Source organism: Aeromonas sp. 2HA2, from assembly GCF_029237345.1.
Classification (GTDB): domain Bacteria; phylum Pseudomonadota; class Gammaproteobacteria; order Enterobacterales; family Aeromonadaceae; genus Aeromonas; species Aeromonas salmonicida.
On the sequence record NZ_JAACGB010000012.1, the window covers coordinates 1 to 26,612 of the forward strand.

The window sequence follows — 26,612 nt, forward strand, 5'->3', positions numbered from 1 at the left end:
ACTGTTCGACTTCTTATTGCTAAGAAATCGTCTTGGTCACTTCACCAGACATTGAAAATCAACAAAATTGTTTGATGTTCGATGCTGTGAGTGCCCACACAGATTGCTTGATTCAAATTGTTAAAGAACGTCACGCTTGTCGCGTTGAGGAGGCGCATATTACGCTCCTCACTTCGAAAGTCAAGCGGTTGTTTTCGCTTTTCTTTCGGCGCCGGCTTCGCAAGGAAGCGGGCTCATCAGGTTGGCGTGTTCCGCCGTGCTGGTAGGGGCGCATTATAGGGAGCAGGATCACGATGACAAGGCTTTTTTTGAAGAAAGTCACGGAAACTTCAAATTATCCAATTAGAAACAGCTTACTCAGTGTATATATACAGTGTTATCCACAACCTGATGATTTCAGTCCTGTTTTATCGTCATTTAAGTGCGCCTTCCCCCATTGGGGAATGCCATACTGGAACGGATAATGTGTCCCAAGTGGTCCATGGTAGCGCCCGGCTGGAAAGCTGGTTACCATGGAGGTGAATAGAGTGTTGCACCTTTTTTGCTTTCATTTACAAAAGGTCTTTAAAGATGAATTTATCCAAGTTTCCCGTTTATGTGCAGGCTGCCATCCTTGCCCTGGTGTTGGCGCTGGTTGGTTATCTGGTTGCCCAGGCTCTGCAGTTTTCTTTGAAAGCCGAAGTGATTTTTGCTGTGGGTCTGGCCATCGGTGGTTTCATCGTGCCGCTGTTCCTTAAGCGGACACCAGCCGCCGCAGGCGAGCTGGCCTCTGGTCAAGAGACTTGCACCTTATATGTAGGCAACCTGCCGTATCGCGCCAACGAGATTGCCGTGCGTGAACTGTTTGCCGAACAGGGACAGGTGATCTCTGTCCGTCTGATGAAGGACAAGGCCACCGGCAAACGCAGAGGGTTTGGTTTTGTGGAGATGCCAGCCGCCGATGCCGCCAAGGCCATCGCCGTGCTCAATGACAAGGAGTATCAGCAGCGTACCCTCAAGGTACGTGAAGCCAACGACAAGCGGGATAAAGATGAGAGAGAAGGCAGCGAAGTCGATGCCTGATCCCCTGGCGGTCACGAGTTAGTACCGCACCTCTTCGAGTGATGACAGCCCCCAAGCTTGCAAGGGGGCTGTCAATTTTTGGGCTTGTGCATCTAGTCGGGTGCAATATGCCCTGGCCTGCACCACGGCTTGCGAAGGCTGCTCAGCCACGGTAGCCAATAGATGTGCCACCCGTCTTGCCACAGCGCTCCCTGAATCCACCAGCTGACATCCTGGCATCAATTGCCGGATCTCGTCATTGAGCAGCGGGAAGTGGGTGCAACCCAGCACCAATGTATCCGGCCTTTCCTCTCCTTCCATCCAGCCCGTCAGCACCTTCTGCAACAGCGCCATGTTTACCGGCCGTCCCGCCAGCTTGTGCTCGGCTTCGATCACCAGTTCAGTCGCGCCCTTGAGCAACACCCGCTTGCCCGGGGCAAACTGGGTAATGAGGTGATGAGTATATTCACGGCTGACGGTGCCCGGGGTCGCCAGCAGCCCGATACACCCATTGCGGGTCAGGGCTGCAGCCGGTTTGATGGCAGGCACCACGCCGACAACTGGAATGGTCAGGGCGGCCCGCAAGGATGGCAGGGCTATGGTGCTGGCCGTATTGCAGGCAATCACCACCAGATCGATGGCATGCTCGGCCACCATGTGACTGACCAGACGGGTGCAGGCAGCAATCAACGCTGACTCGCTCAGCTCACCATAGGGGAAGTTGGCATTGTCAAAACAATAGAAGTAGTTGTGTGCCGGCAGCGCACGGCGGATCTCGCGATAGATGGTCAAGCCACCCATGCCGGAGTCGAACACTAGAATATTGGCCACCTGACCTCCCCCTTTGGTGCAAGGCAGCGATCATACTCCCGCCTGCCGCCAATAGAAAAGGCCCTGCCAATGGCAGGGCCTCGCTTTTTCTCTTCTATATATAGCAGCGCTGGCGATCAGAGACGGTAGTCCGCCGTCAGCTTGAACTCGGTACCCGCCGATGCATAGCCATAGGCCGGGGCATAGTCGCGATCAAACAGATTGTCGATGCGGCCACCCAGCGTGAACTGAGGCGTTACCCCATAGCTGGCCCCCAGATTGATCAGGGTGTAGGAACCCAGTTCCACCCGCTCTGCAGGGAAGCTGCTGAAGTTCTTGTCATCCCGCTTGCCCACATAGAGCAGCTCGGTGGAGAGATCGACCGGGCCCAGCTGCACCTGAGTCAGCCAGCTGGCTTTCTGCTTGGCGCGGCGCAGCAGTTGCTGATCTCCATCGTTCTTGTCTTCGGCCCGGGTGTAATCGAAGCTGACGTCGTGATGGAGCGGTCCGGTTTCCAGACCCAGCGCCACTTCCACGCCGCGGATCTCGGCATCCGTGTTGTCCGGCTTGCAGGTGGAGAACGCACTCTGACAGGCAATCAGGTTCTTGATCTTGTTGCGATAGAGGTTGAGCGACCAGTCCCAACCGGTATAACGACCCGCAAAGCCCAGCTCCAGGTTCTTGCTCTCTTCCGGCTTCAAATCCGGATTCTCATAACCGGGATAGTAGAGGTCGAGGAAGGTCGGCGCCTTGAAGCCGGTGCCATAACTGAGCCGTACATTGTGGTTGTTATCTATGTCCAGCCCGCTGGCGGCAGACCAGGTGTTGTGACGGCCATACTGCTTGTTGTCATCGGTACGGCCAGAGAGCTCCCACAGCAGGGCCTGCCAGCGGTAGCTGCCCACCGCAAACAGACCTGTGTTGTCTCGGTCGGGGGCATTGAACGCCTGACCAGAGCTGCGCGAGTCGGATTTCAACTGCTCCTGCTGCCAGTCGGCACCACCAGTCAGGTTGAGTCCCTCGACGCCGCTCCAGCTGTTGATCCAGGAGAAACGGGTCAAGCCGGTGTGGATCGGCTGGGCGCTGGATTCCCCCTTGCTCTCCAGCCAGCTCTTCAGCTTGTTCTCGCCATAGCTGGCCTCAAGCCGGCTGGTCAGCGTCTCGCTCTGGAACTTGAGACCGCCATCATACTGGAAGGCCTGTACCCGGCTCTGGTCAGCCGACTGATAGGCATCATCCATCTCGGTCTGGTTGTCATAACCCTGGGCGTTGAAGTCCCCACTCCAGGCATCACTGAACGCATGATTCAACCCGAACTGGCCGTTCAGACTGTCGAAGCCATCCCGATCCGGCTGCTGGGCATTGGCCACCACATCGAAACCATCGGTACGCTCGTAGCCGATCATCATATTCATGTCGGTCTGCTGACCCAGGGCCTGCACGGTACGCACCTGACCCTGGCCGTAACCATTGCTGCCCACACCACCCTTAAGATGGGTCTCGCTGCCATTCTTGGCGGAAGTTTTGGTGATGAGGTTGATGACGCCACCGATGGCATCTGCGCCATAGACAGCAGCGCGCGGACCCCGGATGTACTCGATGCGCTCGATATTGCCCAGCGGGATCTGGCTGAGGTCTGGTGTGCCGGCCACCATGGCGGCGATGGGGCGCCCATTCATCAGCACCAGCGAATGGTTGGAGTTGGTACCGCGGATGAACAGGCTGCTCATGTGCCCTCGCCCACCTAGCGTGGTGATCTGCACACCCGGCAACGTCTTCAACAGCGCTGGCAGGCTCTGCACCTGACGGGATTCGATCTCGGCGCGGTCGATCACCACAACGGGTGCCAGTACCGAGCTGATGGGTTGTTCCACCCGATTGGCGGTGATCACCAGGGTAGGATTGACGGGGATGGTCGTCTGGGCGAAGGCCGCCGTTGGCAACAGGGCAGCCACCAATAATTTCTTGGACATGAGAGATCCTTAAGTTCGCGTAAGCATCTACTTCGTGGCCGGTTTCTCTCGGCCCGAAATACGAACTTTGGCAGGTCTTCGGGCTGGGGGGCTGATGGCCTACGGCGACGGCTTCCCACCTGACGGCAGTGCCCTGATGTCGCTTCGTTCCCCCTTACCGCTGCGCGCCAGCTCCGGATTTTCACCGGATTCCCTATTAAGCATGATGCGCCAAAGCGGAGGGGATTATAGGCAGAGCCAGATTGGATGTATAGCCATCCAGATTTCTATTTCTGCTTTTCCAGCTCCACCAGCCGCTGCCTGGCTCCCTCCATCACCGCCTGTACACCGGGATGGGAGAGGTGACGGCCAGCAGAGACCAGATAATAGGAGAGCGTGACCTCGGGCAAAGTGGCAATCCGCTCGACACCATAGAGGCGCTCAATCTCGTCACGCATCGCAAGGGGGGCGGGAAAAATCCCCATGCCCGCCTTGCCGAACGACTTCATCAGGGTCGAGTCGTCAAACTGGCCGACCAGATGGGGATGTATTCCCTGCTGGCGATACCAGGCCAGCAGCCGATCATGGGTCGCCGACTTCTCGCCGGGGATAAGCAGCGGCAGCCCTTCCAAAGAGGCGGGAAACCCCGAACGGGCACGAGCCGCCAGCGCCGGGCTCGCAAACAGTGCCAGCGGGCTGCGTCCCAGTTCATGGTTGTAGCCACGTACGCCACTATCTGGTGGCAGTGGGCGATCGATCAGCACCATATCCAGCTTGTGTCTGGCCAGCTCGCTGAATAGCTGCTCGGCCCGCTCTTCATGGCAGATCAACCGCACCGGCGTCGCCAGCGCCATGGCCGGTGCCAGCAGCTCAAACGCCAGGGTGCGAGGCACCGAGTCGGCAATCCCCACCTGCATGGTCAGCTCCTGGCTGGCGTGGCGCAGTGTGTGTTCCAGCTCGGCCCCCAGCGAAAAGATGGCGCCGGCCTGCTCAAGTGCCTGGCGCCCCGCAGCCGTCAAGACGAGCCGCCTCCCCTCCCGGCTGAACAGCGCCACCCCGAGAGACAGCTCCAGCTCCGCGACCTGACCACTAATGGTTTGCGGAGTGAGATGAAGCTGTTCGGCGGCCCGTGTCACGCTGCCGCTGCGCGCCACATGCCAGAAGTAATAGAGTTGTTTGTAGTTGAGCATCCGGGTTCCTATCAGTTTTTGCCGAACAATCATCAATCAAAATCTGATTTTATCGAAGCATCATGCACTCTAGCATGCAAGCACCCTGTGAATTGCCTCCTGCGACCCCTCATGCTGGATGTTGTTGTACTCTTTTTCCTGTTTGGCCTGCTGGCCGGTCTGGTGCGATCCGAGCTCAAGTTGCCCCCCGCACTCTATGACACCCTCTCCCTCTTCCTGCTGCTGGCCATCGGCCTCAAAGGCGGTGTGGGCCTGGCCCAGCAATCCTTGTTGCCACTGCTGCCACAACTCGCCCTGGTGATACTGCTCGGTGTGGTGCAAACCCTGGCAGGCTTTGCCCTGTTGCGCATCAAGATGAACCGGATCGATGCCGCCGCCACCGCAGCCCACTACGGCTCGGTCAGCGTGGCGACCTTCGCAGTCGGGGTAAACTGGCTCACCGAGCGCGGCATCAGCTTCGAATCCCAGCTCTCCATCTTCCTGGCTGTGATGGAAATCCCGGCCATCCTGGTGGGCATAATGCTGGCGCGCGGGGTGAGCCGCCAGACCCGCTGGCGCATGCTGGCCCATGAAACTTTCCTCGGCAAGGGGGTGACCCTGCTACTCGGTGGCATGGCCATCGGCTATCTGGCCGGGCCGCAAGGCATAGCCCCCCTCAAACCCCTTTTTGTGGATCTGTTCAAAGGGGCGCTCGCCCTCTTCCTGCTTGAGATGGGTTTGATAGTGGCACGCCAGTGCCAGGATCTGCGCCGCCATGGCCTGTTTCTGCTCGGCTTCGCCCTGCTGATGCCGCTCGCCTCGGCAGGACTGGGGTTGACGGTCGGCAAGCTGATGGGGCTCTCCCTTGGCGGACTCACCCTGCTGGCCACCCTGGCGGCCAGCGCCTCCTATATTGCCGTGCCAGCGACCTTGCGCATCGCCGTGCCTCAGGCCAACCCGGGGTTGTCCCTCAGCGCCGTGCTGGGCGTCACCTTCCCCTTCAACATCATGCTGGGGATCCCGCTCTACCACAGCTGGGCCCGCCACTTCACGGAGTAGCCATCATGCAGACCGAGACCCGTACCCTGCTGACCGTCATCACGGAAGCAAATCTGGAACCCACCCTGCTGCGCACCCTGACCCGGGAAGGGCTGCGGGGCTACACCATCACGGATGCACGCGGACGAGGCGATCACGGCGAGCGCAACGCCAGCTGGAGCGAGAGCGGCAACATCAGGCTGGAGGCGATTTGCAGCCGCGAGCAGGCGGAACGACTACTCGCCCACCTGCAGAGTCGCTACTACCCCGACTACGCCATGATCGGCTTTCTGCAACCGGTCGAAATCGTGCGACCCGAAAAATTCTGAGCCGGCTTGCCGGCTCTTTTTGTCTAACGAAAGCAAACGTTTAACAGCAAGGAACCAGAAAAATGAACACCCCTCCCCTGATCGGCCTGGTAATGGGCTCCGACTCCGACTGGCCCGTGCTGCAGGCGGCAGCCCGCATCCTCAAGGAACACGGCGTGCCCTACGAAGCGCGGGTGGTCTCGGCCCACCGCACCCCGGACCTGCTGTTCGAGTATGCCGCCAGCGCCCGCGATCGCGGCCTGCGGGCCATCATCGCCGGGGCCGGCGGCGCCGCACACCTGCCGGGCATGGTCGCCGCCAAGACCACTGTGCCCGTGCTGGGGGTGCCCATCCCCTCGCGCCACCTCAAGGGGATGGACTCCCTGCTCTCCATAGTGCAGATGCCCAAGGGGGTGCCGGTCGCCACCTTCGCCATCGGCGAGGCGGGGGCCGCCAACGCCGCCCTGTTCGCGGTCTCATTACTGTCGGTCACCCAAGATGGCGAGGCCCCCCGCTACCAGCAACAGCTCGACGACTTCCGCGCCAACGAGCGTGACCGGGTGCTGGCTCTGCAACTGGAGGACCCGGCATGATACTGCCACCCGCCACCCTGGGCATGCTCGGCGGCGGCCAGCTTGGCCGCTACTTCGTGATGGCCGCCCACCGCCTCGGCTACAAGGTGGTGGTGCTGGATCCCGACCCAGCCAGCATCGCTGGCGCCGCAGCCGATCACCATATTGTCGCCCCCTATGACGACCAGGCAGCCCTGCACGATCTGGCCAGCCGCTGCGCCGCAGTCACCTGCGAGTTCGAGAACGTACCGGCCCCCTCTCTGGCGCTGCTGGAACAGCAGTTACCGGTACGCCCGACGGCCAGCCCGGTCAGGATCTGTCAGGATCGACGGGAGGAAAAAGCCTTTCTGACCCGTGCCTGTGTGCCTGTGGCTCCCTACCTGACTCTGCTGCCGGATGAGCCACTCCCCCCTCTGGGTGCGGAGCTGTTCCCCGCCATCCTCAAGACCGCCCGCGAGGGGTACGACGGCAAGGGCCAGTGGCAGGTCGGCAATCTGGATGAGCTGGCAAGCGCGCTGACCGCCAGCGGCGTACCTTGCGTACTGGAAAAACGCCTGCCGCTGGAAGGGGAGTTTGCCCTCACCCTGGCCCGCAGCCCGAGCGGTGCCATCAGCGCCCTGCCTCTGGTGCAGAACTGGCACAGTGGCGGCATTCTCGATCAAACCCGCTCCCCGGCAAATGTCCCTGCGCTGGAGGCTGAGGCGAAAGACATCGCCGAGCGGCTGATCGCGGCGCTCGACTACGTCGGCGTGCTGACGGTGGAGTTTTTTCTGGTGGAAGGTCGGCTGTTGGTCAACGAGATGGCGCCCCGCCCCCACAACTCGGGTCACCCCAGCCTCGACAATGCCGAGTGCAGCCAGTTCGAGTTGCAGGTGCGCGCCCTGTGCGATCTGCCGCTGCCGGCAAAAGCCGAGGTGCGACCCGCCATCCTGATCAATCTGCTCGGGGATCTCTGGCACGGGGGCACACCAGACTGGGCAGGGGTGCTGGCCCTGCCCGGAGTGCACCTGCATCTCTATGGCAAGGGCGAGGCTCGCCCCGGCCGCAAGATGGGTCATGTCACCATCACAGGCCGTGACTGGCCCACGGTGGAGGATACTAGCCGCCATGTACGCAGCCTGCTGGGGCTGCCCCCACGCTGAGCTGCACTCCCTTGAATGCAAAGACCCGGGCCAAGCCCGGGTCTTCTTTTTCATGATGTCATCACAATGGAATGAGGGATCAGGCCCTGTCGGCGGATACCACGACAGGCGCCGGCAAGCGGATGGTCAGGGAGAGCACCAGGGCCACCACCATCAGCACCAGGATCAGGTTGAAGGTCGCCATAAAGCCGCCGAACAGGGAGGCCACGATGGAGCCTATGATGCTGCCCAGACCAAAGCCCAGATAGATGACGCCATAGTTCTTGGTCAGGTTGTTGAGACCGAAGAAGTCGCTCACTAGGGAGGGGTAGACTGTAATGGTGCCGCCGAAGCTGAAGGCCACGCAGGCCACCGCCACGAAGAAGAGATTGGCATTGAGCGGCACGAACAGCAGCAATCCCATGCCACCGAGGGTGATCAGCTGGGCTATGGTGATGACCCGGATGCGGGACATCTTGTCGGACAGAATGCCCAGCACCAGTCGACCACCCAGGTTGGCCATGGCGATCACCGCGACCGCATTGGCAGCCACCGCAGTCGACAGACCCACCATGTTCTCGCCGATATCCTTGGCCACGCCGATGACGTAGAGGCCGCTCATGCAGGCGGTGAGGAACATCAGCGCCAGCATCCAGTACTGCGGCTTGCGCATCGCCTCGGCCAGGGTGAAATCACGGCTCTCGGTCTGCTGCGCCGAAGCGGCCTGCTTGGGTGCATCCTTCATCAGCATGCCGCCAACCAGCACCATGGACATGGCGATCAGCCCCCACAGCTGGAAGGTCGCTTCCAGGCCGTTGTTGGAGAGCAGCAGCAGGTTGATGTACTTGAAGCCGAGGCTGCCCAGGCCATAGGCGCCGATGGAGCAGGCGGAGATGAGCCCCTTGCGCTCCGGGAACCACTTCACGCAGTTGGAGAGCGTCATCAGGTAGCCGGTACCGTCGGCAAACCCCACCAGAATACCGGCGCAGAGGTAGAGCATGGCCAGATTGCTGGCGTGGGCGGTGAGGAAGAAGCCGATGCCAAGCAGCACGCCGGCCCCCAGGGTGACATTGCGCACCCCGAACCGCTCCTGCAACTTGCCCGCCATGGAAGAGGCGACCGCCAACGACAGGCTGAGCAGACCAAAGGCAAACGCCACCTGGCTGACCGGCTCGTCCAGCTTGTCGGAGAGCTGGGCGTTGAACAGGCTCCAGGTGTAGACGGAACCCAGCGCAAACTGGGTAATGATGGTACCTATCAGGGTGAGGTACCGGGTGCGGTTCATCTCTTTGGTCATGATGCGTCTCGGTCGATGGCCTTAAGGAAATTGAGGCCACTATAGGCAAGACGCAGCTCGTGCCAGCCGATTAAGGCATGAAATGCAGATCGGCAGGAATGAATGACAATCAGAGCCGCATCAGCTGACGGAACGCCTTGATGTTGCTGCGACTGACCGGCACCTCGAACGGCAGATCATGGAGCCGGATGAGATAGGTACTGTTGAACCAGGGCACTATCTCGCGGATCTTGTTGATGTTGACGCAGTAGGATCGGTGGCAACGGAAGAAGCCCTCCGCAGGCAGCCGGCTGACAAACTCGCTGATGGTCATGTTCATCACGTAGCGATCGGTGCGGGTATAGACATAGGTCAGCTTTTCGTCCGCTTCCGCGTAGTAAATCTGCTCGCAGGGGGTGACTATGATGCGCTCCCCCTTCACCAGATTGACGGTGCGATTCTGCGGGCTGCTCCCCTCGACACCCGGCACCGGTTGAGACTTGCCCGCCAGCTCGAGCTTTTGCAGCAGATTGATGATGCGCGGCTCGTTGTAGGGTTTGAGGATGTAATCGAACGCCTCCAGCTCGAACGCCTCCACCGCGAACTCCTTGTAGGCGGTGACGAAGACGATGTGGGGCGGATGGCTCGACTTGTGCAGGTTCTTGGCCAGCAGCAGGCCGTCGATGGAGGGGATCTGGATATCCAGAAACACCACGTCCACCTCGTGATCCTGCAGGTATTTGAACGCCTCCAGCCCGTCCTCGAAACTCGCCACTATCTCAATCTGGCTATGCTGGCCCACCAGATAGGCCAACTCCTCCCGGGCCAGATATTCATCTTCGACAATAATGGCTTTCAACATGGCATCGCCTCCTGATCCGGCAGATAGAAACAGACTTCGGTACCCGGTTCCAGCCGCCTTAGCTGCAGGCCGTCACCGTACAACAGCTTGACCCGCTGATGAACGTTCATCAGCCCTATGCTGCGGCTTTCCACCCGACCGGCGGCCACGCCATCGATCACCGCCTGACTGATGCCGTAACCTGTATCGCGTACAGCCACCCGAATCCCCCCCGCCAGCTGCTTCACCTCGATGGTGACCCGGCCCGGCGCACTGCGGGGCTGGATGCCGTGCAGGATGGCGTTTTCCACCAGCGGCTGCAACAGCAGGCTCGGCACCTGGATGTGGACGTCGTCCACCTCGAACACCACCTCCAGTTTGTCACCAAAGCGGGCCTGCTCGATGGCGATGTAATCGCGCACCTGCTGCAGCTCCTCCTGAATGTCGATGAGCTCGTCCCCCTTGTTGAGGTTGTAGCGCAGATAGTCCGCCAGATTGGCGATGAGCTGACGCGCCTGCTGGGGACGAATGCGGATCAAGGATGAAATGGCGTTGAGGGCATTGAACAGGAAGTGCGGGTTGATCTTGCTCTGCAGGGCGGTGAACTCCGCCTTGCGGGTCATCTCTTTCAACTGCTCGATGCGCGACACCTCCATCTGGGTGGAGATGAGCTGGGAGAGGCCCACCGCCATCTCTCTCAGAGAACTGGTAATGCTGTGGGTGCGGCGATAGTAGATCTTGAGGGTGCCGCTGACCGCGCCGTTTTCCCGCAGCGGAATAATGATGACAGAGTGAAAATCTGACAAATGATACTGGCGCAGATCGTTGTTGATGATGATCTGGTCCAGCAACACGGCCCGCTGGGTCATGTCGCTGATGGCATGGTGCTCGTCCAGCTCATAGTAATCCTTGCCCACCCCCACGTAGGCCAGCACGTCGCGGGTATCTGTGATGGCTACCGCATCGGCATGGATCTCATTGCAGATGACGCCGCACACCTGGCCAAGGGAGTGGCGATCGACCTTCTGGAAGAAGGGCAGTGTCTTGTTGGCGATGTCGAGGGCCAGCTTGGCCTGCTTGGCGGCAATCAGCTCCTTCTCGTCATCCAGATCCTGCACCAGCTTGATGATGAGCCCGATACAGAGTGCCCCGGCGATCATCGGATAGGCGATGTGACTGACGATCTCCACCCCCACCTCATGAGGTTCGGTCAACAGCCAGATCAGCAACATGGTCAGCCCCTCGCACAACATGCCCGCCAGTATGCCGTAGAGCCAGAGTCGCGACTTGCGGCAGCGCAGGTGCAACCAGGTGGCGAGCAGACCGGCAATGATGCTGGCGATGAGACAGGGGATCGAGGTGTGGCCATCCATGTCGATGAGGTAGCGGTGCAGCCCCGAGATGATCCCGGCCGGAATTCCGACCCAGGGGCCGAACAGTATGCCGCCCGAGATGATGGCGATGATCCGCACGTTGATCAGCGCCCCCTCCACCGGAATGCCGGTGTAGGTACTGAACACGGCGAACAGGCCGAAGATGGAGGCGACCAGCACCAGCTCGGCCGGGGTGTGATCACGCTTCTGGAACAACCGCTGGAACGGTCTTGTACGGGTCAGAAAGAACAGGGTCATCAGCATCAGCGCCGCCCGTTCAAACACCGCCAACAACATCATCTGATTTTCGAGCATGGACCCTCCCGCCTCTGGCCACCAGGGCGCACTATGAGATGTATAAGCCAATTGTCTGCTGACCATGAAAGCCAGGGGAGGTCATCCCTGCGCCGTCTGGCGGGCGAACAGCATCCGCACAGGCGTCCCCTTTTGGGCGCCGTAGTTTACCTCAGGCGGGCGCCCAAGGGAGCATCGGGATGCGAGATGGCCAGAAACGCTCATCGGCCAGTCCGATGAGCGCATCCGGTGGGGGATCAGGAAGAGATGGTGGCGAGCCGGGCGGCAAATCCCATGAAGAAGAGGCCGATGAGGCCATTGCCGAGGCGAGCGGCGGTTTGTCGCTGGCGGAAGAAGCGGGCCATCAGGGTGCCACCAAAGATCAGCAGGGTCAGATAGACGAAGCTCATGGCCTCCAGCATGCCCGCCAGCACCAGATAGGAGAGCCAGGTGTGGGCATAGTTGAAATCGATGAACTGCACGAAGAAAGAGACGTAAAACAGGATCGCCTTGGGATTGGTGAGGCTCAGGGTCAGCGCCTTGGAGAAGTAACGCTCGCCCGGGTCCACCACCGACTCCTGCCCTTCCCGCTTGGCGACAAAATTGGCGTGCAGTATCTTCACCCCCAGATAGAGCAGGTAGATGGCGCCGAGGTAGCGCACCAGAGTAAACAGCAGGGGCGTGGTACGGATGAGAGAGGCCACCCCCAGGTAGGCGCAGAAGATCAGGATGGCATCGCCGACGAAGACGCCGAGCGCCGCCCGATAACCGGGACCTACGCCACGGCTCGCGCCGGTGCGCAGCACATAAAGGGAGTTGGGGCCCGGCGCTATGATGATGAAGAAGAGACCGACCAGATAGGTCCAGACATTGACGACACCCAGGCTCTCAAACATCTTCCACCTCGCCAGCAAACAAGAACAGGCAGGCAGCCCCACCGGATAAAATAGTGAACTGCCACTCTATACCAATTTTCCTGCCACCGGAAACCGGGCCGTCGCAGATCAGCAGTACTGGCCGGCCACCCAGCCGGAAGACCAGGCCCACTGGAAGTTATAGCCCCCGAGCCAGCCGGTCACGTCCACCACCTCGCCGATAAAGTAGAGACCAGGCACCTTGCGCGCCTCCATGGTCTTGGAGGAGAGCTCGTTGGTATCCACGCCGCCCAGGGTCACCTCGGCGGTGCGATAGCCTTCGGTGCCGTTCGGCAGTATCTGCCAATCCCCCAGCAGGGTGGCGATGGCCTCCAGCTCTCGCTCGTTGTACTGACGCATCGGTTTGCTATTGAGCTGACCCAGCTCCACCAGCTTGTCGACGAAACGCTTGGGCAGCTCGCGACCCAGCACGGTTTTCAACTCCTGGGCAGGATGAGCCTGCGCCCATGCCTTGAGGGCCGTAGGAATATCCAGCTCGGGCAGCAAGTTGATATGGATCTTCTCCCCCGCCAGCCAGAAGGAGGAGATCTGCAGTATGACGGGGCCGGAGAGACCGCGATGGGTAAACAGCATGGCCTCCTTGAAGCGGGTGCCATCTTCGGCGGTCACCGCCACCGGCAGGCTGACGCCCGCCAGATCGGCAAAGGCCTCTTTCTCGGCTTGATGCAGGGTAAACGGCACCAGACCGGCGCGGGTCGGCAGCACATTGAGGCCAAACTGCTCCGCCAGCTTGAAACCATAAGGAGTCGCGCCCAGCTTGGGCATGGAGAGGCCGCCAGTGGCTACCACCAGAGAGTGGCAGCTCACCTCTCCCTTGCTGGTACCGAGCACAAAACCGGCCTCGGTCCTGGTGACCGACAGGATCTCGGTCTGGAACTGCAGGGTGACGCCAGCCCAGTCGCACTCGGTGAGCAGCACATCGACTATCTCCTTGGCACTCTCGTCACAGAACAGCTGGCCCAGGGTCTTCTCGTGGTAGTTGACCCCGTGCCTGTCCACCAGGTCGATGAAGTCCTGCTGGGTGTAGCGTGCCAGCGCCGATTTGCAGAAATGGGGATTGCCCGAGAGGAAGGCGTGGGGCCCCGCCTGATGGTTGGTGAAGTTGCAACGACCACCACCGCTGATGAGGATCTTGCGACCCGGCTTCTTGGCGTTGTCGAGCACCAGCACGGAGCGCCCGCGATAACCCGCCTGCTGGGCACACATCAAACCGGCCGCACCGGCCCCGATCACCACCACATCCACTTGCATCATCACTGCCCTACTCATCAGACGGCCAAACACGCGACCAAAAAAACCACCGCAACGGCAACTCATAAAAAACAAAAAACGGCCCATAAAAAGAACCGTTCTTGTGCCAAGTAAAAACCACAGTAAGGGTTTAGCTACCAAGCCCATTAAAACGGTCCGTAAAAAGTACCGTTATCATGCCTGCCAAGCAGCACCGTAACGGCAACTCGTAAAAAACAAAAAACGGCCCATAAAGGGGCCGTTATTGTACTGGGTGAACACTAAGTGTCCACGACTATCAGGCGTTGCCATCCATGACGCTGGCGGGGGCACCCTTGGCCAGCTCGGCCAGCTCCTTGTCGATGAAGTAGAGACCCTTGCCATCTTCGCCCACCAGCGACAGACGGTCGACGATGCTCTTGAACAGCTTCTCCTCTTCATGCTGCTCGGCCACGTACCACTGCAGGAAGTTGAAGGTGGAGTAGTCCTGAGTGGTGAATGCCACGTGAGCCAAACCATTGATGCACTGGGTGATGTGATATTCGTGTTCGAGGGTGTTACGGAAAATGTCGCCCAGGGATTTGAATTCGTGGGGAGGCGCATCGATGGCGCCCAGCATCGGCATGGCGCCGGTCTCGCTCACGTAGGTGAACAAACGCTCCATGTGCTGGCGCTCCTCGACGGCGTGCTGACGCAGGAAGGTGGCGGCACCTTCGAAACCCTTGTCCTCACACCAGGCGCTCATCTGCAGGTAGAGATTGGAGGAATAGAATTCAAGATTAATCTGCTCGTTCAACTTCTCGATCATGGCTTTTGCCAACATGCTGATTCTCCACTGTGATTTGATCACGATTGTCGCCACTGTTTTAACACGAATCAACCAGATACGGCGGCCAAACTGCTCAGTTGTGACCGTTTTTCGCCTCATCCTATCCCCCATACAGGTATAGAGAAGCAAAGAAACATGGTGTACATGGATTCAGCCATTATGATGGCGCCAGTGGTCAGGGAAAGGATTCAATGAGATTCATAACGGCACTGGCACTGCTCTGGATAACCCAGTTGCAGGCCGCTCCCTCCTTGCTGGAAGAGGCTGAATTGCAGGCGGCGCGCGATCCCGTCGGCTATCTGCAACGCCTCGATGCCAACCCGCAGCAGGATATGGAGCTGTTTTATGCCAGAGCCCTGGCCCAGGCAGCCCTGGGTCACTATCCGCAGGCCCTGCTCGACAATGCCAGAGCCCGCGAGCTGGCCAGTGCCCAGCAGCAACCCCTGCGCCTGCTCGATTTTCAGCTGCAAGAGGTTGCCCTGATCCTGGATACAGAGGCACCTGATGAAGCCCTCCGTCTGCTGGCCCGGCTCAAACCCGCCGTTATCGACCACCCAATGCAAGCATCTGAATGGCATGCCCTGAACGGGCTGGCACTCTATCGCACCCAGCAGTTGAAAGAGGCGATCGCCGAACTCAAGACTGCCTTTCGCCTCAAGCAATCCGCACGAGACAAACCGGTTGCCAGCCTGGACTCAGCCCGTCTCTTGATGACCCTGGGCAACCTCTATGCCGACCTGAGTCTGCCCAGAGAGGCGGAAACCTATTATCGGGAAGCCCTTCAGCAGATGGTGCAGCTGGACGAGCCAAACAGCCAGACCATCATCAAAGCCAACATGGCACGGCTCTACATAGACACGGATCGCCCCACCCAGGCCAGACAACTGCTCGACAGCCTGCTGGCTACGCCCCATCTGGCGCCGGATTACCGCGCCATCATCCTCGGCTATCAGGCCATGGCGCTCAACGCCCAGGGTGACTGGACGACAGCCCTGCGCAGTCTGGACGAAGCGCAGGCACTCTATCAGCAGTTGGGATATCAGGATGCGGGGGAACGCCTGCTCGAGACCCGGGTCAAGGCATTGCAGGGCCGGGGAGAGATACAGCTGGCGTTGCAACTGCTGACGTCCCAGGGCCACCCCAGCGCCGGCAGCAAGGCATTGCAAGCCAGCCTGCTGGCCCAGCAGGGCCGCTATCCGGAGGCTTATGAGGCCTTGTCCGCCTACATGAACGATTACAAGCAACACTTCAATCAGGCGCTGAGCCAGCATGCCGCCACCTTTCAGGCCGAGATGGATCTGGCCCGCAGCGAGGCCAACAACCGGGTGCTGCAAGAGGAGAACGAGCGCAAGCGCCAGCAGTTGCTGCATCAACAGAGCGCCCGCAACTACCAGCTGATGCTGGTCGGCCTGCTGGCTGGCGCCCTGCTCCTGCTCGGCATCACCACCCACAGGCTGCACCGCAGCTCACGCCACCTCTACAAGCTTGCCACCTTCGATCAACTGACGGAGTTGCCCAACCGCCGCGCCCTGCTGGAACGGCTTGCCATCCAGTGGCAGCAGGAAGACCCGCTCACCCTGATCATCATCGATATCGATCACTTCAAGCAGATCAATGACAGACACGGCCATCAGGCGGGTGATCGGGCCATCCAGCGGCTGGCACGGGAGCTGAGCGACTGGGCCCCGAACGCACAGCTGATAGGGCGTTGGGGAGGAGAGGAGTTTCTGGTGGCGGTACCACTGGCGGCAGAGGATTGCTGGCACCTGGCAGAGCAGTTACGCCTGAGGATTGCCCAGCTGGACACACCGCACATGACCATCAGCATCGGCATAGCGGGGCGTTCAGGGGCCGATGAGGGGCTTGGCCCGCTGATCCACCGCGCCGACATGGCTATGTATCAAGCCAAGCGCCAGGGCCGCAACCAGACCATATTGGCGACAACCCCTTCGGCGCAGGATGAACTGACCAGCAGCGTGGCCTGACGGTCAGTGAGCACGGCCACCCGCGCAGAATGAAACCAGGATAACTTGACCAGCCGGGCGGGATCAGGGCACCAGCTCGGTCAGGGACGCCACATCCACCGGCGCCCCATAGTCGACACCGGGCAGCTCAAAACCGTTGAGCTGCATGAAATCCTGCCGCAAGCCGGCAAAATCCCCCAGGGTATGGAAGTTGTCCGGCGTCACCTTTGACCAGAGTGTCGAGACGGCGGCCTGAATGGCCGGGTCCAGCTCGTGGTCATCCATCCGGATCAGCCGGTTGCCATCGGCCACCACGCCCTGCGGCCCATACATCTTGCTGGCAAACAGCCGCTGCATCTGCTCGATGCAGCCCTCGTGCACGCCACGCTCCTTCATCACCCCCATCAGCAAGCCGAGGTAAACCGGCAGCACAGGGATATAGGCGCTCGCCTTGGTCACCAGCGCCTTGCAGACCGACACCCAGGCGTGGCCGCCGATGTCGGCCAGTTGCAGGTTGATAGTCTCAGCGGTGGCGTGCAGATGCTCCTTGGCGTAGCCGATGGTGCCGTCCCGATAGAGGGGATAGGTGGATTCGGGGCCTATGTAGGAGTAGGCCACGGTCCGTGCGCCGGGGGCGAGGCAATCTGCCTGCTGCAACGCCTGCATCCAGAGCTGCCAGTCCTCGCCGCCCATGACGGTGACGGTGTCGCGGATCTCCTCCGGGGTGGCGGGCGCCAGGGATTGTTGCACCAGCTTGTCCTGCTCCAGATCCAGCCCCCAGCCGCTGAAAGGCTGCCCCGTGGTCTTGAGTGCGGAGCGTACCTGACGACCATCCGGCAATACCCGGATACCGCTGGCCAGCGAGTAGATCACCAGATCCACCTGCCCCAGCTGCTGGCGAATGGTGTCGATGGCCTGCTGGCGCATCCCGTCGGAGAAGGCATCACCGATCAGGTTGACGGCGACGCGCCCCTCCTGCTCCGCCGCCTGCCGAAACCAGATATTGTTGTACCAGCCTGCGCTGCCGAACCCCTTGTCGGACGGGCCTCGCTCGAACGAGACGCCGACGGAATCGGCACCGGCCCCGAAGGTCAGCGCTATGCGGGAAGCCAGCCCGAAGCCAGAGGAGGCACCGAGCACCAGCACCCGCCTGGGCCCGTTGAAACTGCCCGCAGCCTTGACGCTGGATATCTGCTGCAACACGGCGGCCCGACAGCCGATAGGATGACAGTTGCGGGCAACGCAACCCTGGATCTGGGGATGAATGATCATGACGGGATCTCCAAAGGAACTGGCTACAGCATAACCAAGAAGTTGCGGATTACCTTGATGTCGGGCGGGATATGGGCAGTAAGGGGGCAGAAAAACAAGAGGGAGCGCGAGGCTCCCCAAAGCGGTATTCAGATGCTTTTTATTGTTTTGTGTTCATTGCGAAGCACGGGCACATCCTATGCCTGCCACCCTCGCCGGGCAAGTCGAGGGGTGTGACTCAGGTCAAACTCCTGTTCGATTTATAGACAATTTATGACGCATGACATAGAAGAAGCCCCATAAGAAACTCATTTAAATCCCAAAACTGTGTCGAGAACGCCATTTTAGTTTCATCAGACATTGGTATAGTGAACTCAGGATCAGTGAGGAGAATTCCCATGAATGGAACCTATTACCAACACATACTGGCCGCTATCGACCTGTCGGAAGATAACCGCAAGGTGATCGAGAAGGCGGTTGATCGAGCCCGTTCCAACGGCGCCAAGCTGTCCGTGATCCATGTGGACGTGGACCTCAAGGATCTCTACACCGAGATGATCGATATCGACATCGACAACGTGCAGGATCAGGTGATCGCCGAAGCGAAAGAGAAGCTGGAGACCTTCCTGGCCTCGGTGGACTACCCCATCGAGAAGAAGCTGGTGATCTGCGGTGATCTGAGCGAACGGGTCAACCAGGCGGTCAAGGATTACCAGATAGACCTGCTGGTGTGCGGCCATCGTCAAAGCTTCTGGAGCCTGCTTACCTCCAGCGCCCGTCAGCTGATGAATACGGTACCCTGCGACCTGCTGGTCGTTCCCTTGCAGAAGTGATCAAACTGGCGTAGTTTTATTTGCCATGAATATGACCATCTTCAATCACAACTACTGGTGGTGCTGCTTCTAAACAGGCGGCACTGCTTTTCTATGTAAAATATCCCAAAGAAAACACCGTGACCGCCGAGAGGCGGTCATTGTTTTTAGCCCTTTGTCGCCTCCCGGCCCACCCACTGGAGAGAGTGACATGCACAACCCCATCATACTGACCGGCGATCGTCCCACCGGCAAACTGCACATAGGCCACTACGTCGGCTCATTGCGTCAGCGCGTGGAAGCCCAGCACCACTACCGCCAATTCGTGATGATCGCCGATCTGCAGGCCCTGACCGACAACGGCCACAATCCGGCCAAGGTGACCGACAACGTGCTGGAGGTGATGGCCGATTACCTGGCAGCCGGCCTGGATCCTGCCAAGACCACCTTCTGCCTGCAGAGCGCCCTGCCCGCCCTCGCCGAGCTCACCACCTATTACCTCAATCTGGTCAGCGTCGCCCGACTGGAGCGCAACCCCACCGTCAAGGCGGAGATCCAGCAGAAAGGGTTCGAGCGCAGCCTGCCGGCCGGTTTTCTCATCTACCCGGTCAGCCAGGCCGCCGACATCACCGCCTTTCGCGCCACCCATGTGCCTGTGGGTGAAGACCAGCTGCCCATGCTGGAGCAGACCAACGAGATAGTCCGCCGCTTCAACGCTCTGGTGGGTAAAGAGGTGCTGACAGAGTGCCAGCCAATCCTGAGCGACACCGGCCGTCTGCCCGGCATAGACGGCAAGGCCAAGATGTCCAAGTCCCTCGGCAACACCATAGAGCTCGGCATGTCAGCGGAAGAGGTCAAGCAAGCGGTGTTCGCCATGTATACCGATCCCAATCACCTCAATGTGAGCGACCCGGGTCAGGTGGAGGGCAATACGGTATTCGCCTATCTGGATGCCTTCCATCCCGACAAGATGCTGGTGGCGGAGATGAAGGCTCATTACCAGCGCGGCGGGCTCGGCGACATGCGCTGCAAACAGGTGCTGAACGACTGCCTGCAAACCCTGCTCGCCCCCATGCGGGCGCGGCGCCAGGCGGCGATTGCCGACAAGCGGCAGCTACTGGCCCTGTTGCAGCAAGGTACCCAGCAGGCCCGTCTACTTACCGACGAGGTACTGGCGGAGGTGAAAAGTGCCATGGGGCTGGATTACTTCGCCGGGCTGGGTTGATCCGCACTGCGCTGGGCCACACTGCCCAGCGCATTCGCGCCATAGCGCTCGAAGGCAAGTCGGTGCAGCAACCCCTTGAACCAGCCAATGGCCTGGTCATGGGCGGTGAGCGGGTGGCCCGCCATCAGGTAGACGATGGGGATATCCGGGTTCAGCTGATGCAGGCGCAGCGGGTAGTAGCGGCAGAAGTGGCGCCCTATCATCTCGGGTACCACCACCAGATAGCGGCCGGTCGCCATCAGCGGCGGTACTGCCATAAAACTCGGCAGCCGCACCCCCAGCTCACGCTCAACCCCGAAACGGGCCAGCCAGAGATCCACCATGGCCTGACTGTGGCCCCAGCTGGAGGTATGGATATGAGGGCGGCTGACCAGTTCGGCAGGCCCCAGCACCTCGGGCAACTCACTGCCTAGCGGTGACAAACAGACCAGCGGGTTGTTGAACCAGGGCTCGCGCCACAGGCGGGGCGAGAAGTGATTGGCATCGGCGAACCCGATCACCAGATCCAGCTCCCCCTTCTCCAGCTCTCGCTCGTAGTCACTGTCTGCCAGCTCGCACACCTCCAGCCGGCAGTGTGGTGCCTGCCGGTGCAGCTGTTCCACCAGCGCCGGTACCAGACCGTGCTCCACCGAACCCGGGGTGGCGATGCGAAAGATCCGCCGCGCGCTGGCGGGATCGAACCCCTCCGCCTGCCGCAATCCCTGTTCCAGCATGGCCAGCGCCTGACGCACGGGTCCTGCCAGGGTCTTGGCTCGCTCGGTCGGCATCATTTCGCGCCGACTCATGACGAACAAGGGGTCATCCAGCGCCTGCCGCAACCGCCCCAGCGCGTGGCTGACGGTGGACTGGGAAAGGTGCAGACGCTCGGCGGCGCGGGTAACGTTTCGCTCCTGCATCAGCATGTCGAACACGATCAGCAAGTTGAGGTCGAGGCGGGAGAGAGGGAGTTCCATCGATATCTGCCATAGTTGAATGACGACAATTCATTTTTGGCATAGTAGCAGATTGCATAGAATGCGCTGGCGAATTACATCGGAGATTAACATGCGTAGCTATCTGTTGTTGCTGGCGATTGGCCTGTTGTGGGGCTCCCAGTTCATTTTCATGCATCAGGCCGTGACCGAGTTGCCCCCCATCATGGTGGCGGCCGGAAGAGCCTTGTGCGGCAGCCTGACCCTGGGTCTGCTCTGCCTGTTCATGCGTCTCAAGAGCGAGCACACACCATGGCGCACTTACATGCTGATCGCCCTGCTCGATGCCACCCTGCCCTTCATCATGGTGGCCTGGGGTCAACAGTATGTGGATAGCGCCATCGCCGCCGTGGTAATGGGTTGTATCCCCTTTGTCACCATCTTGATGGCTCCCCTGTTGCTTTCCGGTGAAAAAATCACCAAGGGCGGTCTGGTCTCGGTGATCATCGGCTTCATCGGTGTGCTGGTGCTGTTCTGGCCGAAACTGGCCAACGGCATGAACGCCGGCCTGCTCGGCGCCGTGGCCATACTGTTCGGGGCCAGCTGCTTTGCCATCGGCCTGCTGATGATCAAGCGCTTCGCCAAGGACCACCCTGTGGTGGTGGCGCGCAACATACTGATCTCTTCGGCTATCCAGCTGATGCTGGCAGCCCCCTTCCTGACCGATCTGAGTGCGCTCACCATGCCGAGCCAGCATGCCATCAGCGCCGTTGTCGTGCTGGGTGTCTTCTGTACCGGTCTGGTCTACTTCCTCTACATGGCGCTGATCCAGAAGGCGGGCCCGACCTTTGCCTCCTTCAGCAACTATCTGGTGCCGCTGTTCGGCGTCATGCTGGGTGCCATGTTCCTCGGCGAGCAAATCCAGTCCACCACGGGTGTGGCACTGGCCCTGATCCTGGGCTCGGTCGCGCTGAACCAGTGGGCACAGCAACGACGCGCCCAGCGGGAGGCTGCCCTATGTCAGGCATCCTGACCACCTTGTGTGGTGGCCTGGTACTGATTGCCGGCTGGCAATATCGCCACCGGCTGGCCGGCCTGCTCGGCCTGCTGATGGTGCTGCTGCCCTGGTTCTTCGACAGCAAGCTGCAAGCCATGCTGAGCTATGCGTTGCATGCCTGAATACCGATGCTGAATGTGTGACGAGAGTGCATCTCTCCTGTTTTTGGGACCGTTTTAAAAAAACCTCCGATTTGTCCCCTCTACCGGCGCTCTGCGCCGGTTTTTTTATTTCTGCATTTTCATGATCTTGGATTGGACAGGTGCCCGACGTGAGGGTCATCTCAGGTAGCGATAGCTGAGCTGCTCATTCTTGCGCGGGCCTGTGATCTCCCAGCTCAGCAGAAAGCCGCTGTCGCTCTCGGTCAGCTCGGCACTGTAGTGATCCTGGCCACACAGATGCGGCTCAGCGGTCAGCCAGCGGCCATCCCCTTGCGGCAACAGCTCGAACAATTCCACCGGCTGGGCATAACGCAGGTGCGATAGACGGATCCCCCGATCGCCGCGCTGCCACCAGAAGCGGTTGTGCATGGTCAGTACACGGCCATGGGGCGTGGTGTAACGGCCCGTCTCGGCGAACAGCCAGCCCCCCTGATGATCGGTCACCTCCACATCTCCCTCACCACGACCACACCAGTCAGTCGCGGAACCCGCACCATTGCTTGCCTCGAAGGCAAAGGCGCGGATCTGTGGCAACTGGTGCCATAAACGCTGGATCACAGCTTCCATCTCGGCCATCATAGCGCCCTCAAAATTGACAACTGACGATAAATCAAACACATGAACTATTTGATAGGGGTTACCCTGCTCTGGTCATTCTCCTTCAGCCTGATCGGGGTCTATCTCGCCGGCCAGGTGGATGCCTACTTCTCCGTGCTGACGCGTATCGTCCTCGCCAGTCTGGTGTTTCTGCCCTTCCTCAGACGCCGCTGGCTGCGGCCTGATTTCGCACTCAAGCTGATGGGACTCGGCGCCATCCAGCTCGGCATCATGTATCTGTTCTACTACCAGTCCTTCCTGCTGTTGACGGTGCCGGAAGTGCTGGTGTTCACCATCTTCACCCCCCTCTACGTCACCCTGCTCCACGACCTGCTGGAGCGTCGCTTCAAGCCTGTGTATCTGTGGGGCGCCCTGCTGGCGGTGCTGGGGGCAGCCGTCATCCGCTTCGACGGGCTGACCGAAAGCTATGCACTGGGATTCCTGGTGGTGCAGGGTGCCAACCTCAGCTTCGCCATGGGACAAGTGGGCTACAAGGTACTGCTGGCACGGGAAGCACAGCAACCGCCACAGCAGGCGGTATTCGGCTGCTTCTATCTGGGAGCACTGGCTGTCGCCCTGCCCGCCTGGTGGTTGCTGGGCAAGCCGCAGTATCCGACTTCCGGTTTACAGTGGGGCATATTGCTCTGGCTGGGGGTGGGAGCCTCCGGCCTCGGCTACTTCCTGTGGAACAAGGGCGCGACCAGAGTCAGCAGCGGTGTGCTGGCCATCATGAACAACGCCCTGATCCCGGCGGGCCTGCTGGTCAATCTGTTGATCTGGGGCAAGGATACCAATCTCGCCAGGCTGGCCATTGGCGGCCTGCTGATGCTGGCCTCCCTCTGGATCTGTCAGCGCGCCAGCGTGAGCAAGCATTAACCAACGACGGCATTGTGCTCCCGTCTGGCCTGACCGTGGCAGGTCGCCAGCCGGGCCAGCAAGTGATCGATATGCTCGCCGGCCTGGCTCTGCACCAGCCCGACACTGACGGTCACAGGCCGCTGCGGCAGCAGGCTGGCATCGGCGATCTCGAGGCGCAATCGCTCGGCAATCTCGAGGCCACTCAAGCGATCGGTCTGGGAGAGCATCAGGATGAAACCGTCCTGATCCCAGCGGGCGAAGGGATCTTCCCGCCGCAGCTCGTGGCGCACCATGCGCGCCAGCTTGGCCAGCATGGCATCGCAGGCCGCTTCGCCAAACAGTTGCTGGATCTTGGCACTGTGGTCGACGGTGAACTGCAACAGGCTGAAGCTGCCACTCTCGGTCGCCAGCCGCTCGTCGAGCAGCTGTTCGAAGTGGCTTCGGCTCTCCAGCCCGGTAAGGGGATCCGTGCCATGCCGCTCTTCCGCCACCGGCTGTGACTCGAGCAGGTGCACCACCCCCAACACCTGACCGTGAACATCGCGCCGGGCCCGCTCTTCCAGCCGAACATAATGACCGTCGTGATGCAGGATGCGGTACTCTAACCGGATCTGGGGCACTCGCCCGCTCTGGCAGGCAGCGAGAGCCTCCTGCAGCACAGCCACATCGTCGGGATGCACCCGTTCCAGCCAGCCGAGATCGTCCAGACCGGTTTCATTCAATCCCAGCAGACGCAGACAGGAGAGATCCCGCTGCACACCCTGTTGCGGGCTCCAGCTCCAGAGTCCCGCCTCCAGCAGAGCCATGGCATCCGCCATCAGTGTCAGATCAAACCGGGTGACCACTTCCCTCAGGGGAGCCTTGAGCATGTCCATCGAATGCCTCGAAACCGAATCTGAATACCTGCTCAATAAGTAACATTGGCTCTCGCGCCGAGCAACAGGGTCAGCTCGCTTTTCCCTGATAACCGCTCATCAGCGCCTGCCAGTTTTCCGGCACGAAGTGAAAACTGGTGTGCAATTGGGACTCTTTACTGAAGGAGCGTTGCAGCCGTTCCAGATTGGCCTGCTGCCAGCTGCCAGGGGAACGGATCGCCCCCTTGTCGAAGTCGATCACCCATACCTTGCCCTCCTTGTCGAGCAGCAGATTGTGGCTGTTGAGATCGGCATGATAGACACCCGCATCGTGCAGCTGGCGCACAGTCTGGCCGACCTTGTGCCACACCTGGTCGGCGATCGGCCCCTGCTTGAGCAGGGCCACCAGATCCTTGGCACCGCGAATACGCTCGATCAGGATGTCGGCGCGATAGAAGGGGCCCTGCTTGACCATCCGGGCCGCAAACGGGCGCGGCACCGGCAAGCCCTGCTCGCTCAACTTGGCCAGCAGAGTGTATTCGGCCATGGCCCGGCTGGATTCCACCCCCTCGAACCAGAAGCGATCCCGCACCACCTTGCCCACCATGCCGCCACGATAGTAATGACGCAGCACCAGATGACGGGATTCATCCTTCACGAACCAGGTCACACCGCGTCCTATGGCAGAACCCACCACCTGGCGATGTGTCTGCCACCAGGCCGGATCAAACAGCTCGGGAGAAGGGTCACGAAAAACCCCTTCGGCGTACCAGCAGATCTGGTTGTGTTCGGTCTGTATTCGCATCTTGGTGATTCCGGTCGGTCAGTAATCGCAATGGTTCGATTCACGATAAGGCGGCTTGCCAGCACGGACCCGTGCACCTTGTGAGGAGCAGGGCCGGTACCGGCTGCCAGTTGCGCGCAATTTTACAATCCACAGGGGAGTTTGCATAATGCCATCCATCCATTTTTCCACCATTGCGCCACATCATGCCGCTGTTCCAAACGCCGCCTTCTTCCATCTGCATCCTGCGGCTCTCCGCCATCGGGGATTGCTGCCACGCGCTGGCGCTGGTGCGCGTCATCCAGCGGGCCTGGCCCCAGACTCGCATCACCTGGATCACCGGCAAAATCGAAGCGACCCTGTTTGCCGACTTGCCCGGGGTCGAGGTGATCGCCTTTGACAAGAGCAAGGGTTGGCGCGGTTATCTCGACCTGTGGCGCACCCTCAAGGGACGCAAGTTCGATGCGCTGCTCCACCTGCAGGCGGCCATGCGCGCCAGCATAGCGACGCTCGGTATCAAGGCCAGGGTCAAACTCGGTTTCGACAAGGCGCGCGCCAACGACGGTCAGTGGTTGTTCACCAACCACAGGGTTCCCTCCCCCACATCTCCCCATGTGCTGGACGGTTTCCTTGCCTTTGCCAAAGAGCTCGGCATCAAGGACCTGACACCGGACTGGCAACTGCCCATCAGCGCCGAACATAAAATCTGGGCCAGGGAGAAAATCGGCGGCAAACCGACTCTGCTCATCTGCGCCGCCGCCAGCAAGGCATTCAAGAACTGGACTGCCGAAGGCTATGCTGCGCTGGCGGATCACGCGGCCAACAAGGGCTTTCAGGTCTTCCTGTGCGGCGGCCCGGCCAAACTGGAGCGGGATCTGGCGGCCGACATACAGCGGCTGAGCCAGAGCAAACCGGTGGATCTGGTGGGGCAGACCAACCTCAAACAGCTGCTGGCCCTGATTGGTGAAGCTAGCCTGGTGCTGGCCCCCGATACCGGCCCCACCCACATGGCAACCCTGGTAGGCACGCCGGTGATCGGCCTCTACGCCCACCACAATCCGGCTCGCACCGGCCCCTATCTGTGCCGTGACTACGTGGTCAGCGTCTATCAGGAACTGATCGAACAGGAAACCGGCAAGCCGCTGGCCGAGCTCGGCTGGCGCACCCGCCTCAAGGATCCGGATGCCATGGGCAAGATAGGGATTGAGAGGGTCATCACCACCTTTGACCGGCTCTGCGCCGATCGTCACCTGCCCAGCTGAGGGCGATTCGGAAATTCCGAGCCATGAGGCAGGGATAACCTGATGGCCCCTGTCCCGCCTGCGGTGCAGAATGGCAGCCGATGTGGG

The 26,612-nt window shown here is 60.4% G+C and carries 26 protein-coding genes and 1 riboswitch; of the genes, 12 read left to right on the forward strand and 14 right to left on the reverse strand.

Annotation, left to right across the window (positions count from 1 at the left end; all coding sequences use genetic code 11):
• Nucleotides 1–570 precede the first annotated feature (570 nt).
• Nucleotides 571–1,062: an RNA-binding protein gene (locus tag GWQ29_RS15305; protein ID WP_005321648.1), complete on the forward strand. Its 492-nt coding sequence runs from the start codon at nt 571–573 to the stop codon at nt 1,060–1,062.
• A gap of 18 nt (nt 1,063–1,080) precedes the next feature.
• On the opposite strand, the gene murI is transcribed toward GWQ29_RS15305, so the two are convergent.
• The 3 genes from murI to GWQ29_RS15320 all read right to left on the reverse strand — a co-directional run bounded on the left by murI (nt 1,081) and on the right by GWQ29_RS15320 (nt 4,993).
• Entirely contained in the window at nt 1,081–1,872 is a 792-nt protein-coding gene (gene murI, locus GWQ29_RS15310; RefSeq protein ID WP_275919780.1) for a glutamate racemase, read from the reverse strand.
• A 116-nt stretch (nt 1,873–1,988) separates the two neighbouring features.
• Nucleotides 1,989–3,824 carry a TonB-dependent receptor gene (locus GWQ29_RS15315; protein ID WP_275907473.1) on the reverse strand — a complete coding sequence of 612 codons (1,836 nt, stop codon included), beginning with the start codon at nt 3,822–3,824 and terminating at the stop codon, nt 1,989–1,991.
• Nucleotides 3,825–3,875: 51 nt separating this feature from the next.
• A riboswitch (cobalamin riboswitch) is annotated at nt 3,876–4,054 on the reverse strand.
• A gap of 36 nt (nt 4,055–4,090) precedes the next feature.
• Nucleotides 4,091–4,993 carry a LysR family transcriptional regulator gene (locus GWQ29_RS15320; RefSeq protein WP_005321658.1) on the reverse strand — a complete coding sequence of 301 codons (903 nt, stop codon included), beginning with the start codon at nt 4,991–4,993 and terminating at the stop codon, nt 4,091–4,093.
• A 111-nt stretch (nt 4,994–5,104) separates the two neighbouring features.
• Between GWQ29_RS15320 and GWQ29_RS15325 the strand changes: the two genes are divergently transcribed.
• The 4 genes from GWQ29_RS15325 to GWQ29_RS15340 all read left to right on the forward strand — a co-directional run bounded on the left by GWQ29_RS15325 (nt 5,105) and on the right by GWQ29_RS15340 (nt 8,032).
• Nucleotides 5,105–6,031, forward strand: coding sequence for a sodium-dependent bicarbonate transport family permease (locus tag GWQ29_RS15325; RefSeq protein WP_005321662.1), 927 nt, complete (start codon nt 5,105–5,107; stop codon nt 6,029–6,031).
• Nucleotides 6,032–6,036: 5 nt separating this feature from the next.
• Nucleotides 6,037–6,339, forward strand: coding sequence for a transcriptional regulator (locus GWQ29_RS15330; protein WP_275919781.1), 303 nt, complete (start codon nt 6,037–6,039; stop codon nt 6,337–6,339).
• Between the two features lie 62 nt (nt 6,340–6,401).
• Nucleotides 6,402–6,911, forward strand: coding sequence for a 5-(carboxyamino)imidazole ribonucleotide mutase (purE, locus tag GWQ29_RS15335; RefSeq protein ID WP_265422517.1), 510 nt, complete (start codon nt 6,402–6,404; stop codon nt 6,909–6,911).
• A complete protein-coding gene (locus GWQ29_RS15340) occupies nt 6,908–8,032 on the forward strand; it encodes a 5-(carboxyamino)imidazole ribonucleotide synthase (RefSeq protein ID WP_275909735.1) in 1,125 nt (374 codons plus the stop codon). The genes purE and GWQ29_RS15340 overlap by 4 nt, the downstream gene beginning before the upstream one ends.
• 79 nt (nt 8,033–8,111) lie before the next feature.
• On the opposite strand, the gene GWQ29_RS15345 is transcribed toward GWQ29_RS15340, so the two are convergent.
• The 6 genes from GWQ29_RS15345 to ftnA form a co-directional block, all read right to left on the reverse strand.
• A complete protein-coding gene (locus tag GWQ29_RS15345) occupies nt 8,112–9,308 on the reverse strand; it encodes an MFS transporter (RefSeq protein WP_271773981.1) in 1,197 nt (398 codons plus the stop codon).
• Between the two features lie 109 nt (nt 9,309–9,417).
• Complete coding sequence (locus GWQ29_RS15350) at nt 9,418–10,149, reverse strand: LytTR family DNA-binding domain-containing protein (protein WP_265422514.1); 732 nt, start codon at nt 10,147–10,149, stop codon at nt 9,418–9,420.
• On the reverse strand, nt 10,143–11,816 hold the full coding sequence (locus tag GWQ29_RS15355) for a sensor histidine kinase (protein ID WP_275919782.1): 1,674 nt from the start codon (nt 11,814–11,816) through the stop codon (nt 10,143–10,145). The genes GWQ29_RS15350 and GWQ29_RS15355 overlap by 7 nt, the downstream gene beginning before the upstream one ends.
• 236 nt (nt 11,817–12,052) lie before the next feature.
• Entirely contained in the window at nt 12,053–12,691 is a 639-nt protein-coding gene (gene leuE / locus GWQ29_RS15360) for a leucine efflux protein LeuE (RefSeq protein ID WP_021140185.1), read from the reverse strand.
• A 108-nt stretch (nt 12,692–12,799) separates the two neighbouring features.
• A complete protein-coding gene (locus GWQ29_RS15365; RefSeq protein WP_212539472.1) occupies nt 12,800–13,984 on the reverse strand; it encodes an NAD(P)/FAD-dependent oxidoreductase in 1,185 nt (394 codons plus the stop codon).
• 274 nt (nt 13,985–14,258) lie between these two features.
• On the reverse strand, nt 14,259–14,783 hold the full coding sequence (gene ftnA, locus GWQ29_RS15370; RefSeq protein ID WP_005319436.1) for a non-heme ferritin: 525 nt from the start codon (nt 14,781–14,783) through the stop codon (nt 14,259–14,261).
• Between the two features lie 197 nt (nt 14,784–14,980).
• Between ftnA and GWQ29_RS15375 the strand changes: the two genes are divergently transcribed.
• Complete coding sequence (locus GWQ29_RS15375) at nt 14,981–16,774, forward strand: diguanylate cyclase (protein ID WP_275909733.1); 1,794 nt, start codon at nt 14,981–14,983, stop codon at nt 16,772–16,774.
• Nucleotides 16,775–16,837: 63 nt separating this feature from the next.
• On the opposite strand, the gene fabV is transcribed toward GWQ29_RS15375, so the two are convergent.
• Complete coding sequence (gene fabV, locus GWQ29_RS15380) at nt 16,838–18,025, reverse strand: enoyl-ACP reductase FabV (RefSeq protein ID WP_275907484.1); 1,188 nt, start codon at nt 18,023–18,025, stop codon at nt 16,838–16,840.
• Between the two features lie 377 nt (nt 18,026–18,402).
• Between fabV and GWQ29_RS15385 the strand changes: the two genes are divergently transcribed.
• Both GWQ29_RS15385 and trpS read left to right on the forward strand, forming a co-directional pair.
• The gene (locus GWQ29_RS15385; RefSeq protein ID WP_005319449.1) at nt 18,403–18,837 is read left to right on the forward strand and encodes a universal stress protein; all 435 of its coding nucleotides are present in this window, start codon (nt 18,403–18,405) and stop codon (nt 18,835–18,837) included.
• Nucleotides 18,838–19,027: 190 nt separating this feature from the next.
• Nucleotides 19,028–20,041 (forward strand): tryptophan--tRNA ligase, encoded by a 1,014-nt coding sequence (gene trpS / locus GWQ29_RS15390; protein ID WP_275909730.1) that lies wholly within the window; start codon nt 19,028–19,030, stop codon nt 20,039–20,041.
• Here trpS and GWQ29_RS15395 read toward each other — a convergent pair.
• The gene (locus GWQ29_RS15395; protein WP_275907486.1) at nt 20,020–20,994 is read right to left on the reverse strand and encodes a LysR family transcriptional regulator; all 975 of its coding nucleotides are present in this window, start codon (nt 20,992–20,994) and stop codon (nt 20,020–20,022) included. The genes trpS and GWQ29_RS15395 overlap by 22 nt on opposite strands.
• Nucleotides 20,995–21,085: 91 nt before the next feature.
• Here GWQ29_RS15395 and GWQ29_RS15400 point away from each other — a divergent pair, with 91 nt between their 5' ends.
• Nucleotides 21,086–21,985 carry an EamA family transporter gene (locus GWQ29_RS15400; RefSeq protein WP_005319455.1) on the forward strand — a complete coding sequence of 300 codons (900 nt, stop codon included), beginning with the start codon at nt 21,086–21,088 and terminating at the stop codon, nt 21,983–21,985.
• Nucleotides 21,970–22,131 carry a hypothetical protein gene (locus GWQ29_RS15405; protein WP_096119800.1) on the forward strand — a complete coding sequence of 54 codons (162 nt, stop codon included), beginning with the start codon at nt 21,970–21,972 and terminating at the stop codon, nt 22,129–22,131. Before GWQ29_RS15400 ends, GWQ29_RS15405 begins: the two co-directional genes overlap by 16 nt.
• A gap of 156 nt (nt 22,132–22,287) precedes the next feature.
• Here GWQ29_RS15405 and GWQ29_RS15410 read toward each other — a convergent pair whose 3' ends face one another.
• Nucleotides 22,288–22,746 (reverse strand): DUF6314 family protein, encoded by a 459-nt coding sequence (locus tag GWQ29_RS15410; protein ID WP_111588849.1) that lies wholly within the window; start codon nt 22,744–22,746, stop codon nt 22,288–22,290.
• Between the two features lie 42 nt (nt 22,747–22,788).
• Between GWQ29_RS15410 and GWQ29_RS15415 the strand changes: the two genes are divergently transcribed.
• A complete protein-coding gene (locus GWQ29_RS15415) occupies nt 22,789–23,643 on the forward strand; it encodes a carboxylate/amino acid/amine transporter (protein ID WP_021140194.1) in 855 nt (284 codons plus the stop codon).
• On the opposite strand, the gene GWQ29_RS15420 is transcribed toward GWQ29_RS15415, so the two are convergent.
• Nucleotides 23,640–24,500, reverse strand: a complete 861-nt coding sequence (locus GWQ29_RS15420) for a sensor domain-containing diguanylate cyclase (RefSeq protein ID WP_275919783.1) — start codon at nt 24,498–24,500, stop codon at nt 23,640–23,642. The genes GWQ29_RS15415 and GWQ29_RS15420 overlap by 4 nt on opposite strands.
• A gap of 70 nt (nt 24,501–24,570) precedes the next feature.
• Nucleotides 24,571–25,284 (reverse strand): 3-deoxy-D-manno-octulosonic acid kinase, encoded by a 714-nt coding sequence (locus GWQ29_RS15425; RefSeq protein ID WP_005319464.1) that lies wholly within the window; start codon nt 25,282–25,284, stop codon nt 24,571–24,573.
• Between the two features lie 173 nt (nt 25,285–25,457).
• Between GWQ29_RS15425 and GWQ29_RS15430 the strand changes: the two genes are divergently transcribed.
• A complete protein-coding gene (locus tag GWQ29_RS15430; RefSeq protein WP_275919784.1) occupies nt 25,458–26,525 on the forward strand; it encodes a glycosyltransferase family 9 protein in 1,068 nt (355 codons plus the stop codon).
• Nucleotides 26,526–26,612 lie beyond the last annotated feature (87 nt).